Origin of the sequence: Actinoplanes sp. NPDC051494 (genome assembly GCF_044454705.1) — a bacterium.
Classification (GTDB): Bacteria; Actinomycetota; Actinomycetes; order Mycobacteriales; family Micromonosporaceae; genus Actinoplanes.
Window position 1 is genome coordinate 198,667 of record NZ_JBITDZ010000005.1, and the last position, 14,673, is coordinate 213,339.

At 71.9% G+C, this 14,673-nt stretch carries 14 protein-coding genes; 8 read left to right on the forward strand and 6 right to left on the reverse strand.

All coding sequences use genetic code 11. The features are described 5' to 3' along the window. Positions 1-43 precede the first annotated feature (43 nt). From ACIA6A_RS20110 to ACIA6A_RS20120, 3 genes are all read right to left on the reverse strand, one after another. Positions 44-424 (reverse strand): PPOX class F420-dependent oxidoreductase, encoded by a 381-nt coding sequence (locus ACIA6A_RS20110; RefSeq protein ID WP_396099226.1) that lies wholly within the window; start codon positions 422-424, stop codon positions 44-46. Further along, positions 421-675 (reverse strand): hypothetical protein, encoded by a 255-nt coding sequence (locus ACIA6A_RS20115; RefSeq protein ID WP_396099228.1) that lies wholly within the window; start codon positions 673-675, stop codon positions 421-423. Before ACIA6A_RS20115 ends, ACIA6A_RS20110 begins: the two co-directional genes overlap by 4 nt. 72 nt (positions 676-747) lie before the next feature. Beyond that, positions 748-3,627, reverse strand: a complete 2,880-nt coding sequence (locus tag ACIA6A_RS20120; protein WP_396099229.1) for a M36 family metallopeptidase — start codon at positions 3,625-3,627, stop codon at positions 748-750. A gap of 111 nt (positions 3,628-3,738) precedes the next feature. Here ACIA6A_RS20120 and ACIA6A_RS20125 point away from each other — a divergent pair, with 111 nt between their 5' ends. The 5 genes from ACIA6A_RS20125 to ACIA6A_RS20145 are packed head-to-tail and all read left to right on the forward strand — an operon-like array spanning position 3,739 to position 9,656. Next, complete coding sequence (locus ACIA6A_RS20125) at positions 3,739-5,187, forward strand: FAD-linked oxidase C-terminal domain-containing protein (RefSeq protein WP_396099230.1); 1,449 nt, start codon at positions 3,739-3,741, stop codon at positions 5,185-5,187. Further along, positions 5,187-6,275, forward strand: coding sequence for an FAD-binding oxidoreductase (locus ACIA6A_RS20130; protein WP_396099231.1), 1,089 nt, complete (start codon positions 5,187-5,189; stop codon positions 6,273-6,275). The genes ACIA6A_RS20125 and ACIA6A_RS20130 overlap by 1 nt, the downstream gene beginning before the upstream one ends. After that, complete coding sequence (locus ACIA6A_RS20135) at positions 6,275-7,480, forward strand: (Fe-S)-binding protein (protein WP_396099232.1); 1,206 nt, start codon at positions 6,275-6,277, stop codon at positions 7,478-7,480. Before ACIA6A_RS20130 ends, ACIA6A_RS20135 begins: the two co-directional genes overlap by 1 nt. Positions 7,481-7,519: 39 nt before the next feature. Then, positions 7,520-8,806: a hemolysin family protein gene (locus ACIA6A_RS20140; RefSeq protein ID WP_396099233.1), complete on the forward strand. Its 1,287-nt coding sequence runs from the start codon at positions 7,520-7,522 to the stop codon at positions 8,804-8,806. Positions 8,807-8,843: 37 nt separating this feature from the next. Then, positions 8,844-9,656, forward strand: a complete 813-nt coding sequence (locus tag ACIA6A_RS20145) for a family 16 glycosylhydrolase (protein WP_396099234.1) — start codon at positions 8,844-8,846, stop codon at positions 9,654-9,656. A 7-nt stretch (positions 9,657-9,663) separates the two neighbouring features. On the opposite strand, the gene ACIA6A_RS20150 is transcribed toward ACIA6A_RS20145, so the two are convergent. After that, a complete protein-coding gene (locus tag ACIA6A_RS20150) occupies positions 9,664-10,629 on the reverse strand; it encodes a class I SAM-dependent methyltransferase (RefSeq protein WP_396099235.1) in 966 nt (321 codons plus the stop codon). Positions 10,630-10,754: 125 nt separating this feature from the next. Between ACIA6A_RS20150 and ACIA6A_RS20155 the strand changes: the two genes are divergently transcribed. The 3 genes from ACIA6A_RS20155 to ACIA6A_RS20165 all read left to right on the forward strand — a co-directional run bounded on the left by ACIA6A_RS20155 (position 10,755) and on the right by ACIA6A_RS20165 (position 13,043). Then, on the forward strand, positions 10,755-11,231 hold the full coding sequence (locus ACIA6A_RS20155; protein ID WP_396099237.1) for a cupin domain-containing protein: 477 nt from the start codon (positions 10,755-10,757) through the stop codon (positions 11,229-11,231). 147 nt (positions 11,232-11,378) lie between these two features. Next, entirely contained in the window at positions 11,379-11,861 is a 483-nt protein-coding gene (smpB, locus tag ACIA6A_RS20160) for an SsrA-binding protein SmpB (protein ID WP_396099238.1), read from the forward strand. A gap of 45 nt (positions 11,862-11,906) precedes the next feature. After that, positions 11,907-13,043, forward strand: coding sequence for an alpha/beta hydrolase-fold protein (locus tag ACIA6A_RS20165; protein ID WP_396099239.1), 1,137 nt, complete (start codon positions 11,907-11,909; stop codon positions 13,041-13,043). Here the strand turns inward: ACIA6A_RS20165 and ACIA6A_RS20170 are convergent. Then, entirely contained in the window at positions 13,040-14,140 is a 1,101-nt protein-coding gene (locus ACIA6A_RS20170; protein ID WP_396099240.1) for a PQQ-binding-like beta-propeller repeat protein, read from the reverse strand. The genes ACIA6A_RS20165 and ACIA6A_RS20170 overlap by 4 nt on opposite strands. Before the next feature lie 22 nt (positions 14,141-14,162). Continuing rightward, positions 14,163-14,657, reverse strand: coding sequence for a hypothetical protein (locus ACIA6A_RS20175; RefSeq protein ID WP_396099241.1), 495 nt, complete (start codon positions 14,655-14,657; stop codon positions 14,163-14,165). Between the last annotated feature and the right edge of the window lie 16 nt (positions 14,658-14,673).

The following is a 14,673-nucleotide window of genomic DNA, read 5'->3' on the forward strand; positions in this document are numbered from 1 at the left end:
CGACATTCTCGTCCGTACGGTGTCAGGCCGGTGTGAAGTGGCCTCAGAAACGGATGACGATGCCGATGAGGGGTTTGCGCGGCAGCCGCAGCACCGTGCTGAACCAGTTGCCGAGCCGCGACGTGATGTAGCGGCGGGCCAGCAGCGCCCGCGCCTTCTCGGTGCCCGGCCCGTCGAGCAGCGTGGCCGTGCCCTCGGCGGTGGGCGCCCCGGGCTCGACCTTGCCCCGGATGTCGCACGCGGTCACCGTGACCCGGCCGTCGCGCCGGATCCGCTTGACCTTCCACGCCTCGGCCTGCGACACCAGGTACATCTCGGCGCCCTCGGTCACCTGCCAGATCGGGGTGGCGACCGGGGTGCCGTCCTTCTTGAACGTGGTCAGGCTGACCTGCTTGCTCCGGGCGAGCTCCGCGGCGATTGTCATGAACGACATCTTCCACCCTTGCCGGCGGCGGTCACCGCGCGGCGCGAGCGCCAGGACATGACCGACAGGATCGAGACCGCGGACAGCGCCGAGCCCACGCAGAACGCGGAGCCCACCGACAGCACGGACGCGAACGAGCCGGCCGAGCCGACCGAGAGCGCCGACCCGACCGAGCCGATGGACAGCACGGAATCTTTCGAGCCGATGCTGAGCAGGGAATTCTCCGAGCGGATGGACCACCGTGAGGTCATCCGTGCATTCTGCCGCATCCCGGTCCGCGACGGGTGGTGAAGGGGCACGCCGTGGCGTGCCCCTTCACGGCGTCAGCTGCTGAAGACCTGGAACTCCGCGGCGGCCGCGTTCTGGGCCGCGGCGGAGGCCGTGGCGCAGTCGGAGGCGCTGCGGGGGTCGTTCTCCTGCTCGCCGGCGTACAGCGGGTTGCCGACGCACTGGTTGCTCAGGACCCGGAGCTTGACGTGGGTCGCCAGGCCGGGCCGGACCGGGAAGGACTTGAGGATCAGGTTGGGGACCTTCGGGCGGTACTGGGCGGTGTCGAACGCGTTGGCCGCGCTGGTGTACGCGACCTTGTAGCCGGCGTCGCTCGCGCAGTCGGCGCCCGTCGTGGCGTTGCAGGTGAGCACCTCGAACGAGCGGACCGTGCTGTACATCAGCGAGGTGGCCGCCGCCGCGCCCGGGAACGCGCTGACCTGCACGCGGGAGACGAGCTTGGCGGTGTCGCCGGGCAGGTCGACGGTGACCTGCTTGCCGGCCGCTCCCCCGCCGTTGGCAGTCCAGATGGTGCCCTCGGCGTCGTCGATGAGGCGGGCGGCGTTGGTGCCGTCGCCGGTGACGGTGGCACCCGCGGTCGCGGACGCCAGGTTGGTGGGCATGACGACGCCGACCTGCGAGGTGACGCCGGGGTACACGGTCTGGGTGAAGCGCTTGTGACCGAAGCCCGCGCCGATGGCCAGGAACTTGTACGTCCCGGGGGCCAGTGTCACGGTCGCCGGCAGCGTGGTGGCCGGGTCGGTGTCGGCGACCGGGACGGCGCCGAAGTCGTAGTCACCGACGTAGAGCCGGACCGGTTTGCCGGCCGCCTCGCCGAGGGCCCGGAACGTGACCTCGGCGTTCTCCACGTACGGCGACGCGAAGCTGGGCACCGGGTCGGCGTCGGAGACACCGCTGGACGCGCCGGCGCCCATGCCGCGGGCGGCGAACGCGTTCCAGATCAGGTCGGCGTTGACACCGTCGAAGCGCAGCGCGTCCGCGGTCAGCATGTTGTCGCGCATGTCGAGCATGCTGATCGCGCCGGTCGCGGTGAGCAGGAACGAGTCGAAGACCAGCTGCGCCCAGCGCCGGTTGCCCGGGCACTCGGCGGCCGGGGTGGTGCCGGCCGCGCAGGATTCCTGCTGGGCCCGGGTGCCGGAGCCGTACTTCGTGAGGAACGCGCGGCGTACGTCGAAGTTCGTGGCGCTCCAGATCTCGCCGTCGGAGTGCACGGCCGAGCCGCGGTCGTAGCCGTAGCTGGAGTAGTTGAGCGGGCTGTTGCTCATGTCGTAGTTGCGGATGCCGGTGGCGAGGTCGCCGGTCACGTAGGCACCGGTGACGTACGGCGTGTTGCCGCGCGGGGTGTAGCCGCTCTCGAACAGGTACTCCATGGCCATGAGGTCGGACCAGCTCTCGCCCATCGCCCCGCCCTGGGTGGAGCTGATGTTGGCGTCCGGGCCGCCGACCATCCGGTTGCTGATCGCGTGGGTGTACTCGTGACCGATGACCGTCATGTCGAAGTCACCGTCGACGCACGGCGGGTAAACGCTGCCCGCGAACGGCTGCCACATGTACATGTTGGTGACCGGCTGGACCCCGTCCGGGCCGGTCGACTGGTTGGCGTTGTTGCGGGTGGTCGTGGTCGCCGCACCCTGCTGGGCGTTGCCCCGTTCGGCGTCGTTGCCCTTGCCGTACGGCAGCGTGTTGGTCTTCTGCAGGTTCCACGTGGCCTCGGTGAAGCCGAGCTCGTACGACCAGTCGTGCATCCGGTTGTGCATCGCGAACAGGTTCGCGGTGGCCGCGTCGACGTCGGCGTGCTGCTCGGACGCCAGCGTGGTGGGGTCGCACTTGCTGGTGTTCCACTGGTTGGTGAACGGGTACACGTACTCCCGGTCGGTCTTCGCGGTGGCGGGGGTGGCCGGCGAGCCGTCGCCCCACAGCCGCACCGACTCGGCGGAGTTGCCGGTCGTGGTGAACGTGGGCGTGCCGGTGGCCGCGTCGATGTCCCAGGCCTTGCCGGTGGCCGGGTCGAGGACCTGCCGGGAGCAGCCGGTGGCCGCGACGGCGCACCAGGTCTGGCGGGTGTCGGTGCCGGCCGCGGCCGGGGTGGCCGGGAAGACCTTCCAGTGCGGGTCGTCCTCGGCGAAGTTGACCAGGTTCTCGCGGACGAGGACCTTGCCGTCGACGGCGTCCACATAGGTGGTGTAGCCGAGCGGGTGCTCGCTGTCGGTGGACTGCATCACCACCTCGTACGCGGCGCGGGGTGCGGCGCCGGGCATCGGGACGGCGACGAGGCGGACCCGCTGGGTGGCGAGGTCCGCGCGGGCGATCTTGGCGTCGGTGAGGGCACCGGCGAGGGCCTCGGCCGCGGGCAGGGTCGCGGCGGCCGGGGTGTCGGTGCGCGGGCTCAGCGACGAGGTGACCCGCAGGACCTCGCCGTCCTTGACCGCGACGGCGACGAGGCCGTCGTGCGCGGCGGGCAGCCCGCCGAACCGCTGGCGCAGCAGGACCACCGCGCCCTCGCCGATCGTGGAGACCGCGACGGTCTCCAGCTCGTCGACGGCGGCCGGGCGCAGGGCGAACAGCCCGGTCTGACCCTTGAGATAGGTACGGGCGACCGTCTCGGCGTCACCCGTGAACCCGGCGGCGAGCGGGCCGTCGAGCGGGGTGACCGAGGCGGGGGTGCCCAGTTTGTTCCAGCGGGCTACAACGTTGTCATCGGCGGCGACCTTCGACCGCTGGGCCGTGGTCGGGGCGGCGGCACCGCGGTTGTCGACGAACTCGTATTCCTCGTCGAGGTGGTCACCGGCGTGCGGTGACGTCGCGAGGGGTTGCGGATCGGCCGGTGGTGCCGCGTTCGCACCCAGCGGCGCGACGGCGACGAGAGTGGTAGCGGCGAGGATTCCCGCGAGGGCGGACCGTCTGCGTAGACGCACGCAAGCCTCCTGTGAAGGGCTGGAGGATCTCTCCAGCAGGAGACACTACGGAAGCATAGACGCATGTAAATAGCCCTGTACGGAGCGAAACAAGAGCGTTACGTTGAGGCAATGACGTCGCTGACGACGATCGCTGCCGCACTCCGCGCCGAGCTGGGCGCGGACCGGGTCGTCACGGACCGGCAGGAGCGCCGGACCTACGAGTGCGACGGGCTCGCCCACCACCGCGTCGTCCCCGGCCTGGTGGTGCTGCCCCGCGACACGGGCGAGGTGGCCCGTACCGTGCGGGCCTGTGTCGCGGCGGGCGTGCCGTTCGTGGCCCGCGGATCCGGGACCGGCCTGTCCGGCGGCGCCCTGCCGCACGCCGAGGGCGTGCTGATCGTGATGTCGCGGATGCGCGACATCATCGCGGTCCGGCCCGCCGACGAACGGGCCGTCGTGCAGCCCGGCGTGATCAACCTGGACGTCAGCAAGGCCGTCGCCGCGCACGGCTACTACTACGCGCCGGACCCGTCCAGCCAGCAGATCTGCTCGATCGGCGGCAACGTGGCGGAGAACTCCGGCGGCGCCCACTGTCTCAAGTACGGCTTCACCACCAACCACGTGCTCGGCGCGCGGGTCGTCACCCCGGACGGCGCGGTGGTCGAGCTGGGCGGCCCGGCACCGGACCCGCCCGGGTACGACCTGCTGGGCGCGTTCGTCGGCGCGGAGGGCACGCTCGGGGTCGCCACCGAGATCACGGTACGGCTGACGCGGCTGCCGGAGTCCGTCCGTACCCTGCTCGCCGCTTTTGCCTCGATGTCGCAGGCCGGCGCCGCGACCTCGGCGATCATCGCCGCCGGGGTGGTCCCGGCCGCCGTGGAGATGATGGACGCGCTCGCCGTCGAGGCCGCGGAGGCGGCCGTGGCCTGCGGTTATCCCGAGGGCGCGGGCGCGGTGCTGATCGTCGAGCTGGACGGCCCGGCCGCCGAGGTCGACGCCCAGTTCGCCGAGGTCACCACGCTGTGCCGGGCGGCCGGCGCGACCGAGCTGCGGGTCGCCGCCGACGCCGCCGAGCGGGCCCTGTTCTGGAAGGGGCGCAAGTCGGCGTTCGCGGCGGTCGGCCGGATCAGCCCGGACTACATCGTGCAGGACGGCGTGATCCCGCGGACCGCGCTGCCCGAGGTGCTGCGGCGCATCGGCGAGGTCGCTGCCGCGCACGGGGTCCGGGTGGCGAACGTGTTCCACGCCGGCGACGGCAACCTGCACCCGCTGGTGCTGTTCGACGCGTCCGTGCCCGGCGAGGACGAGCGGGCCGGGACGGTCTCCGGGGCGATCATCGACCTGTGCGTCGAGTACGGCGGCTCGATCACCGGCGAGCACGGCGTCGGCACCGACAAGGCGAAGTACATGCCGCGGATGTTCAGCGCCGACGACCTGGTCACGATGCAGCTGCTGCGCTGTGCGTTCGACCCGGCGGGCCTGGCCAACCCGGGCAAGATCTTCCCGACGCCCCGGCTGTGCGGCGAGGTCCCCGGCCGCCATCGGGCCCGCGCGTTCCCCGGCGTGGACGTGTTCTGATGGCGCTCTGGGCCCCGGCCACCGACGCCGACACCGTCCAGGGCGTACCCGCGCGTTTCGTCGCGTCCCCCGCCTCGACCGAGGAGGCCGCCGCGGTCGTCACCGCCGCCCGGGACCTCACGATCGTGGTCCGCGGCGGCGCGACCAAGCTCGACTGGGGCCTGCCACCGCGGCACGTCGACCTGATCATCGACACCCGGCGTCTCACCGGTGTCGTCGAGCACGCGGCCGGCGACCTGATCACCGTCGTGCGCGCCGGGACCCCGCTGTCCACCCTCGACTTCGGCACCCAGCAGCTCGCGCTCGACGACCCGCTGCCCGGCGCCACCGTCGGCGGCACGGTCGCGGCCGACACCAGCGGGCCGCGCCGGATGCTGTACGGCACCGCCCGCGACCTGCTCATCGGCATCACCGTGGTGCGGCCCGACGGCACGGTCACCCGGGCCGGTGGCAAGGTCGTCAAGAACGTCGCCGGGTACGACCTGGGCAAGCTGTACACCGGTTCGTACGGAACGCTCGGCCTCATCACCGAGTGCGTGTTCCGCCTGCACCCCGTCCCCCGGGCGCGGGCGTTCGTCACGGTGCCGGTGTCCGGCCTCGACGCCCAGCTCGCCGCGGTCCGGGCGGAACAGGTGGTCCCGTCGGCGGTGGAGTTCGACGGCTATTCGGCCACGCTGGCCGTACTCGTGGAAGGCACTCCCGACGGCGTCCGGGACCGGGCCGCCCGGTTGGAGAAGGTCCTCGGCGGCAGCTGCTCCCCCGAACCGCCGCCGTGGTTCGGCCGGTACCCGTGGGAGCCCGGCGGCACCGGCGTCAAGATCGGCGTGCCGCTGTCCGCGATCGCGTCGCTGCCCGGACCGGTACGCGGCTCGGCCGGCACCGGGGTCCTCTACTCGCACCTGCCCGGCCTGCGCGAGGCCGCGCACCGGGCCGGCGGCCACGCCGTGGTGCTGACCGCCCCGGCCGCGGTCCGGCAGCGCGTGGACATGTGGGGGCCGGTGCCCGGGCTGGAGCTCATGCGCCGGGTCAAGGACCAGTTCGACCCCGGGCACCGCTTCGCACCCGGCCGCTTCGTGGGAGGCATCTGATGACCGAGGTTCCCCGCGACGTCCTCAGCACGCTCGCCGACGACTGCGTGCACTGCGGTTTCTGCCTGCCCACCTGTCCGACGTACACCCTGTGGGGCGAGGAGCCGGACTCCCCGCGCGGCCGGATCCACCTCATGAAGCTCACGCTCGAGGGCGAGCCGATGGCCGGCTCGACCGTCCGGCACATCGACAACTGCCTCGGCTGCATGGCGTGCGTGACCGCGTGCCCGTCCGGTGTGCAGTACCACCGGCTCATCGAGGACGCCCGGGCCCGGGTGCCGTCGCGGGGCCTGCTCGACCGGGCCCGGCGGGCGGCGATCTTCGCGCTGTTCCCCCATCCCCGGCGGCTGCGGCTGCTGCGCGGGCCGATCCGGGCGTACCAGCGCACTGGCCTGCGGTTCCGCCCCGGCCTGCTCGGCCCGACGCTGAGCACCCTGGAGTCGTTGATCCCCACGCTGCGCCGGGTGCCCCCGCCACCACGGCTGGTGCCCGCGCGCGGCCGGCGCCGGGCCGTCGTCGGGATGCTGACCGGGTGCGTGCAGAGCGCGTTCTTCCCCGACGTCAACGCCGCGACGATCCGGGTGCTCGCCGCCGAGGGCTGCGACGTGATCATCCCGCCGGCCCAGGGCTGCTGCGGCGCGCTGAGCGCGCACAACGGGCGCACCGACGAAGCGGCGGTCTTCGCCCGGCGCACGATCGACACGTTCGCCCGGGCCGGGGTCGACCGTGTCGTGGTCAACGCGGCGGGCTGCGGTTCCACGATGAAGGAGTACGACAGCGCGCTCGAGGTCCGGGACCTCTCCGAGTTCCTCGTGGAGCTCGGCCCGGTCGCGCGACGTCACCCGATCGAGCGCACGGTCGCGTACCACGACGCCTGTCATCTCGCCCACGCCCAGGGCATCCGGGCCCAGCCCCGCGCCCTGCTCGCCGCGATCCCCGGGCTGACGGTCACCGAGGTGGCCGACCCGGAGATCTGCTGCGGCTCGGCCGGCGTCTGGAACATCCTGCACCCGGAACCCGCCGCTGACCTGGGCGAACGCAAGGCCCGGGCGGTCCTCGCCACCGGCGCCTCGCTGCTGGTGACCGCCAACCCGGGCTGCCTCATGCAGATCCGCGCCGCGGCCCGCAAGCTCGGCCACGAGCTGCCCGTCGCCCACACCGCCACCGTGCTCGACGCCTCGATCCGCGGGCTCCACTACAGTTGATCCCTCATACCTTCTGTTTCGAGGAGTTGAGGATCCGCCGTGGGCGGTTACGGGTGGCAGATCGTCCTGGTCGTGGTGCTGGTCCTGCTCAACGCCGTGTTCGCCGGCAGTGAGATGGCCCTGGTGTCGTTGCGGGAGAGCCAGCTGCAGCGGCTGGAACGCGAGACCCGCTCCGGGCGGACCCTGGCGAAACTCGCCCGGGACCCCAACCGGTTCCTGGCCACGATCCAGATCGGGATCACCCTCGCCGGGTTCCTGGCCTCGGCGGCCGCGGCGGTGTCGCTGGCCCAGCCGCTGATCGGCCCGCTCGGCTTCCTCGGCACCGCCGCCGAACCCGCGGCGATCGTCGTGGTCACCATCGTGCTGACGTTCTTCACGCTGGTGGTCGGCGAGCTCGCCCCGAAACGCGTCGCCATGCAGCGCGCCGAGGGCTGGGCGCTGCTGGTCGCCCGCCCGCTCGACATCCTCTCCACGGTGTCGCGCCCGGCGATCTGGCTGCTCGGCAAGTCCACCGACCTGGTCGTACGGATCCTCGGCGGCGACCCGAACGCCGGCCGCGAGGAGGTCAGCACCGAGGAGATCCGCGACATGGTCGCCGCCCAGCAGGACTTCTCGGCCGAGCAGCGCACCATCATCTCCGGCGCGTTCGAGATCGCCGACCGCATCCTGCGCGAGATCCTGGTGCCCCGCCGCGACGTCATGGTGCTGCCCGCCGACCTCGCCGCCACCGAGGCGCTCACCCGGATGGTCGCCGGCGGTCACTCCCGGGCCCCGGTGGTCGGCCCGGTCGGCCTCGACGACGTGCTCGGCGTGGTGCACCTGCGCGACCTGATCGGCGCGGACGGCCTGGTCAGCGACCACAAGTTCGACGCGCTGTTCCTCCCCGAGACGCTCAAGGTCTCCGACGCGATGCTGCAGATGCGCACCCAGCGCCAGCAGCTCGCCCTGGTCGTCGACGAACGCGGCGCGATCGACGGCATCGTCACCATGGAAGACCTGGTCGAGGAGGTCGTCGGCGAGATCTACGACGAGACCGACCGCGACGTCCAGTCGGTCGTGCACGAGGACGACGGCGCGATGGTGCTGCCCGGCACGTTCCCGATCCACGACCTGCCCGACATCGGCGTCGACATCGAGCACCTCGAGGACGGCGACTACACCACGGTGGCCGGGCTGGTGCTGGCCCGCCTCGGCCACATCCCGACCGCCCCCGGCGAGATCGTCGACATCGACGGCCACACCGCGGAGATCACCGAGGTCAAGGGCCACGCGATCACCCAGCTCCGGCTGCGCAGGCTCGACGCGGCGGCCCCCGCCGAGGAGTGACAAGACATCGGGTTTCATCGATGTTAACGTAACGGACATGAGGACCGTCCGCACCTTCGCGATGATGTCCGCCTGCGCCGGCCTGGTGGCCGCGACCCTCGCCGCCCCGGCCCCGGCAAGCGCGGCCACCTGGGAGACCCTGCTCGACGGGAGCTCGTTCCAGGACCGCACCGCGCTGATCGCCGAATGGAACTTCCGCTACCCCTGGGGCTCCGACCACAACGGCAGCGCCCGCATGTACGCCGGCGCCACCGACAACAGCCAGGTCTACCTGCCCAGCCCCGGCGTGCTGACCATCAAGGCGAGCCGGATCAGCGGCAGCGAGGGAACCAGCTCCAGCACCCCCTACCTGCCGATCCACTACCACTCCGGCGCGATCCACGCCAAGGACCAGATCACGGTCAACGACCAGTTCCCGAGCTATGAGGTACGCGGTGAGTTCCAGGCGCCGTCCGCCCCGGGAACATGGCCGGCGTTCTGGCTCACCGGGGCGACCAGCTGGCCCCCGGAGAGCGACATCCTCGAGTTCAAGGGCGACACCCGGAACTGGTTCAACACGTACAAGAACGCGTCCGGCGGCTGGTCGAGCACCCCGGTGACGGTCTCCTCCCCCGGCGGCTGGCACCAGTACCGGGTCTGGATCTCCAAGGTCAACGCCACCGACGTCGACATCCACTACTACCTCGACGGCGTGTGGAAGGCCCAGCACCGCGGCGCGAACTTCGTCGGCAAGCCCATGTGGCTGATCCTCAACCTCCAGATGGAAGGCTCCTCCGGCGGCACCGGCCCGGCCGGCGACACGTTCTACAGCGCGCGCAACATCTCCATCGGCCGTAACCGGGCATTCTGAGTCCGGCTCAGCACGGCACGCGGACCGCGACGGCGAAGAAGCGGTGATCCTGGTCGTCGTACGTGGTGAGGTGCCAGCCCGTACGGCCGGCGCTCGCCCGCAGCACGGACTCGGCGAGGGGTTCGTCCGGGCGCAACCGGCGGCCGTGGCGGGCGGCGAGCGCGGCCCGGCCGGACGGGTGGAAGATCAGCAGCCGGCCGCCCGGGCGGGTGATCCGGGCCAGTTCGGCCAGGCCGACCTCATGGTCGGGCAGGTGCTGGATCAGCCCGGCGGCGAAGACGGCGTCGGCCGTGCGGTCCGCGAGCGGGAGGTTGCGGGCGTCGGCCAGCAGCAGCACGGCGTCGCAGGCCCGGGCGCGGGCGGCGGCCGCGGCCAGCATCTGCGGGGTGTGGTCCACCCCGACGACCGTCGCGGCCGGCCCCAGCGCCGCCCGCAGCGCGGGCAGCGCCCGGCCGGTCCCACAGCCGACATCGACCGCCACCCCGCCGCTCGCCAGGCCGGCTTCGGCTATCGCCGCGGCGTAGGCGGGCAGGTCGTCGCCGAACTTGGTGTCCCAGGTGGCGGCCCGGGCGGCGAAGAAGGCCCGGGACTCGGTGCGGTACCACCGGTCGGGTCCGGCGAGCACCGGATCGAGGTGGCGCAGCACCGGCCACGTGATGTCGTGCAGGTCGACCACCGCCTGCGCGTCGTCGCCGCGGTACTCGCCATTCCCGGCGGGGGTGCGCACCCACACGGTGAAGGCCGCGCCACCGGCGGGCACCCGGTCCCGGCCCGTCACGACCAGCACCTGCGAGCGGTGCTCCAGCCGGACGGCCAGCCGCTCGGCGAGCAGCCGCTCGGCGACCAGACCGGAACGACTGCCGGCCGCCTCGACCAGGACGGTGCGGCAGCGCTCGGGCAGCGCGCCGGCCAGATGGTCCAGGACCGTCGTCCAGCGTTCCCGTTGCTGTTCGGTGAGGCCGGCGATATCCATGTCTTCATCATGCAGTTGCGAGCTTTTCAGCGCCACTGTCATCGCAGAAGCGGCACTCTCACCACCCCGTCCCTCGCAAGTAAATATTCTCGATAATCAATGCCCGCACCGGCTAGGGTTTCCCGATGACCACTACTCCCCTGATCGTCCGGGCCGACACGGCCGAGACCCTCAGTGACGGGCCGACGAGCCTGATCACCCTGCTCGCCGACGCCGCCGGCGGGGCGCTGACCGTCAACCGGTCGACGCTGCGACAGGGTTCGCCGGGCGCCCCGGTCCATTTCCACAAGGAGATGATCGAGAGCTTCTTCGTGCTCGACGGCAGCCTGCGGGTGCTCGCCGGGGAGCAGGTGCTGACGCTGGGCAAGGGCGACTTCGTCTCGATCCCCAAGCTGCTCCCGCACGCGTTCGACCCGGCGCCCGGTGCGGAGGTCGACGTGCTGGTGATGTTCACGCCCGGGCTGGCCCGCTTCGACTACTACCGGCTGCTCGAACGGGTCTTCCGGGGCGAGGCCGACCCGTCGGAGTTCGCCGCGGCGGCGGAGAAGTTCGACAACCACTACTCGCGCCGCGCGGCCTGGGAGGCCAGAGACGCTGGATGAGGGCCACCCAGGCCAGCACCACCACGGCCGTCATCCGGGTGGCCCGGCTGCCCGACGACCTGTGCCGGGAATGCGGTGGCCGGACCGTAGGATCTCGGGGTTGAATACCGGGGCCGGTTGCCGGCAGTCGAGCCAGAGGGGGCGGCCATGACCAGGGAGACCGGCCACAAGCTCGTCGCGTCGAACAAGAAGGCGCGCCACGACTACACCGTGCTGAAGACGTACGAGGCCGGGCTGGTGCTGGCCGGCACCGAGGTGAAGTCGCTGCGGGCCGGGTACGCCTCGCTCGTGGACGCCTTCGCCGGTGAGCACGAGGGTGAGCTGCTGCTCTACAACCTGCACATCGCGGAGTACGGCTTCGGGTCGTGGACCAACCATGCCCCGCGGCGGACCCGGAAACTGCTGCTGCACAAGATCGAGATCGACCGGATCCTGGACAAGTTGCGCGACCCCGGCAACACGCTGGTCCCGCTGTCGCTGTATTTCCAGGACGGGTGGGCGAAGGTCGAGCTGGCGCTGGCCCGGGGCAACCGGGAGTACGACAAACGCCAGGTGATGGCGAAGCGCGACGCCGAGCGGGAGATCTCGCGGGAGCTCGGCCGCCACCTCAAGGGTCACCGCCGACAGTGAACACGAGGTCACCCGCCGGAGTGATTTTGTGAGATCCTGGTTGACGTGTCGGCTGTGGATCTCTGGGAGAAAGCGTCCGCGGCCGGGGCGCCTCTGGTGTCCCCGGTCACCGCGCAGGGCCTGGTCGAGGTCACCTTCGTGTGGCGGGGCGAGGCGGCGAGCACGTCGGTCGGGTGGGGGCAGCAGCATCCCCTGCGGCGCTCCCCCGGCACCGACGTGTGGCACGCGACGCTGCGCCTGCCCGCGACCATGCGCACGATCTACTACCTCTCGCACCTGCCGCCGGACGCCTACCAGGCGCCCCGGGACGACAGCGGCGTCTCACCGGAGTCGCATGTCGACCCGCTCAACCCGCAACGGCTGCTGTTCCCCGGGGATCCCGGCGACCCGAGCGACAAGGACGCCTGGGCGTCGATGCTGACGTTGCCGCTGGCCAAGCCGGAACGCTGGTCGCTGCCGGAGCCCGGGGTGCCCGCCGGGACCCTGGAGCAGGTGAACCTCGACGGCGGGCGGCGCGCCGGGGTGTACCGGCCCCCGGGTGAGCACCGGGCCGGGCGGCCCGTGGTCGTGGTCTTCGACGGGTATCTCGGCCGGACCATGATGCGGATGCCCACGACGATCGACAACCTGATCGCCGCCGGGCGGATCCCGCCGCTGGTCGCGATCTTCGTGGACGGCCACGACGCCACCCGCAACGAGGATCTCGCGCCCACCTCGGAGGCCACCGCCCATTTCGTGACGCACGAACTGATGCCGTGGGCGCGCAAGGAACTCGGCGTCAGTCCGTACCCGGCGGATGTCGCTCTTGCCGGGATGTCCCTGGGTGGTCTCGCCGCCGCTCATCTGGCGCTGCGCGAACCGTCGGTCTTCGGCGGCGTGATCAGCCATTCCGGGAGTTTCTGGTGGCCGTGGGCGCAGCACGGCGAACCGGAGCTGCTGACCCGGGAGGTCGCCCGGCGGCCCCGCAGCGACGTGCGGTTCTATCTGGACGTGGGCGACCGGGAGACGTTCGTCGTGACGCCCGGCAATCCGCAGCAGGTCGAGGTCAACCGGCGGTTCCGCGACGCGCTGCGGGCCAGGGGTTACGAGGTGACGTACGCGGAATACCCCGGCGAACACGATTACGTCAATTGGCGCAACACGTTCGCCGACGGGCTGATCGCGATATTCGGCAAGGGCTAGCGGAACACGTACGAGCGCAGCACCTCACCGGTTTCCATGAAGTAGATCCGGCCGTCCCAGACCACCGGATGGGTGTACGAACCCTCCCCGGGAACGGTCGCGTACGGCGCCCCGGTGCGGGCGTCGAAGATCCAGTTCCACTGGTGGATCAGGCCCCCGGCGAGGATCGGCTGCCCGTACTTCGCGGGGAACGTGCGGCGCAACCGCCCGGTCGACAGGTCGTACACCGCCATCATGGGTTCCCGGTCCACGAACATCTCGCTGCCACTGACCGTGAACGCGTTGTAGACCAGACCGCTCCACACCACCTTCCCGGACGCGGCGTGCACGGCGGTGAGTTTCCCCTCGCGGCGGATGATGAACAGCCCCGGGGTCGCGGCGAGCGCCCACACGGCCCGCCCGGAGATGCTCCAGAGCGTCCGCCCGGTCGCGATGTCGATCACGTATCCGCCGGCCAGGTTCGCGCGCCCCATGAACACCCGGCCCAGGCTCGACACCTGGCCGGAGACCCCCTTGCGGGTGCGCCAGCGCTGCCTGCCGTCGGACACCCGGAACGCGGTCGTGCTGACACCGGTGCCCCACCCCGCCGACACGACCGCCACGCCCTTGTCCACCACCAGGTCGTTGGCGCCGGGGTCCAGCCGGCGGCGCCACAGCCGCTTCCCGGAGCGCTCGTCCATGGCGGTCAGATAGGACGGATCGTCCGCGTCGTCCTGACAGGGTGTGCTCACCATCAGCACGCGACCACCGGCCACCGCGAGCTGACCGGCGCGTTCCCGGTCGGTGACCCCCGGGCCCCAGTGGCTGAACCGGGCGCGCCACAGCAGCTTGCCGGTCGACGGCGCGTACGCGTCGATGCTGTGCCCGGTCCGCACGACGACCCGCCCACCGGCGACCAGCGGGCCGCCCACCCCGCCGCCGAGGCACTCCCCCTGACCGGTGGGGAGCTGGGCCGACCAGTCGAGCACCACGGACGTCCCGGTGGGCCGGGAGTCGGTCGGGTTGTAGAAGTTGCCGTACGGGCTGCCGGCGTCGTGGTTCCAGTCGGCCCGGGCGGGCGTGGGGACGGCGGTCACCAGCAGGGCGGCCAGAACCACCGCGACGATTCTCACACCCTGGTCAACGACGCTCCCCGGTTTCCGGCACGCCGGGCAGCGGCAGCTCGGTGGCCTCCCCGCCGGCCGGGGCGACGGAGTGCTCGGGCGCGGCGAGGGTGCTGCGCGAATACCGGCCCTGCTGGCGGTCCACGGCGAGGGTGACCAGGTGGATCGGGGGCGGCGGCTCGGCGAACGGGCCCGGGCCCCACCGGACCCAGAACGGCAGCCGGCCCTCCTCGGCCTCGGCGAGCAGCTTGTCGATGGTCCGCTGCCGGTGCGTGTGGTCCACCTCGATGACGATCGGCGGGCCGTCCGGGCGGGCCAGCGCGATGTCGAGCACCGAGTGCTGCCTGTCCATCGGCGGGGGCAGCCGCACGACGCTCGGCGCCCGCCGGTAGACCCGCCAGCCCTGGGCCTCACCCCAGGCCGCGACGGTGTCGATGACCAGCGCGGTCACCTGGCCCTGACCCAGGCCGGTGAACGTCAGCGCGGCCAGCCTCGGTGCCAGGTCCTCCATCCCGGAAATCGTAGTG

What these genes read in the sequence shown, in the direction of transcription:
- ACIA6A_RS20115 (WP_396099228.1), bottom strand. Translation starts at nt 675, where the DNA reads ATGACCTCACGGTGGTCCATCCGCTCGGAGAATTCCCTGCTCAGCATC.
- ACIA6A_RS20130 (WP_396099231.1), top strand. Translation starts at nt 5,187, where the DNA reads ATGGCGCTCTGGGCCCCGGCCACCGACGCCGACACCGTCCAGGGCGTA.
- ACIA6A_RS20155 (WP_396099237.1), top strand. Translation starts at nt 10,755, where the DNA reads ATGACCACTACTCCCCTGATCGTCCGGGCCGACACGGCCGAGACCCTC.
- ACIA6A_RS20150 (WP_396099235.1), bottom strand. Translation starts at nt 10,629, where the DNA reads ATGGATATCGCCGGCCTCACCGAACAGCAACGGGAACGCTGGACGACG.
- ACIA6A_RS20135 (WP_396099232.1), top strand. Translation starts at nt 6,275, where the DNA reads ATGACCGAGGTTCCCCGCGACGTCCTCAGCACGCTCGCCGACGACTGC.
- smpB (WP_396099238.1), top strand. Translation starts at nt 11,379, where the DNA reads ATGACCAGGGAGACCGGCCACAAGCTCGTCGCGTCGAACAAGAAGGCG.
- ACIA6A_RS20175 (WP_396099241.1), bottom strand. Translation starts at nt 14,657, where the DNA reads ATGGAGGACCTGGCACCGAGGCTGGCCGCGCTGACGTTCACCGGCCTG.
- ACIA6A_RS20110 (WP_396099226.1), bottom strand. Translation starts at nt 424, where the DNA reads ATGACAATCGCCGCGGAGCTCGCCCGGAGCAAGCAGGTCAGCCTGACC.
- ACIA6A_RS20125 (WP_396099230.1), top strand. Translation starts at nt 3,739, where the DNA reads ATGACGTCGCTGACGACGATCGCTGCCGCACTCCGCGCCGAGCTGGGC.
- ACIA6A_RS20145 (WP_396099234.1), top strand. Translation starts at nt 8,844, where the DNA reads ATGAGGACCGTCCGCACCTTCGCGATGATGTCCGCCTGCGCCGGCCTG.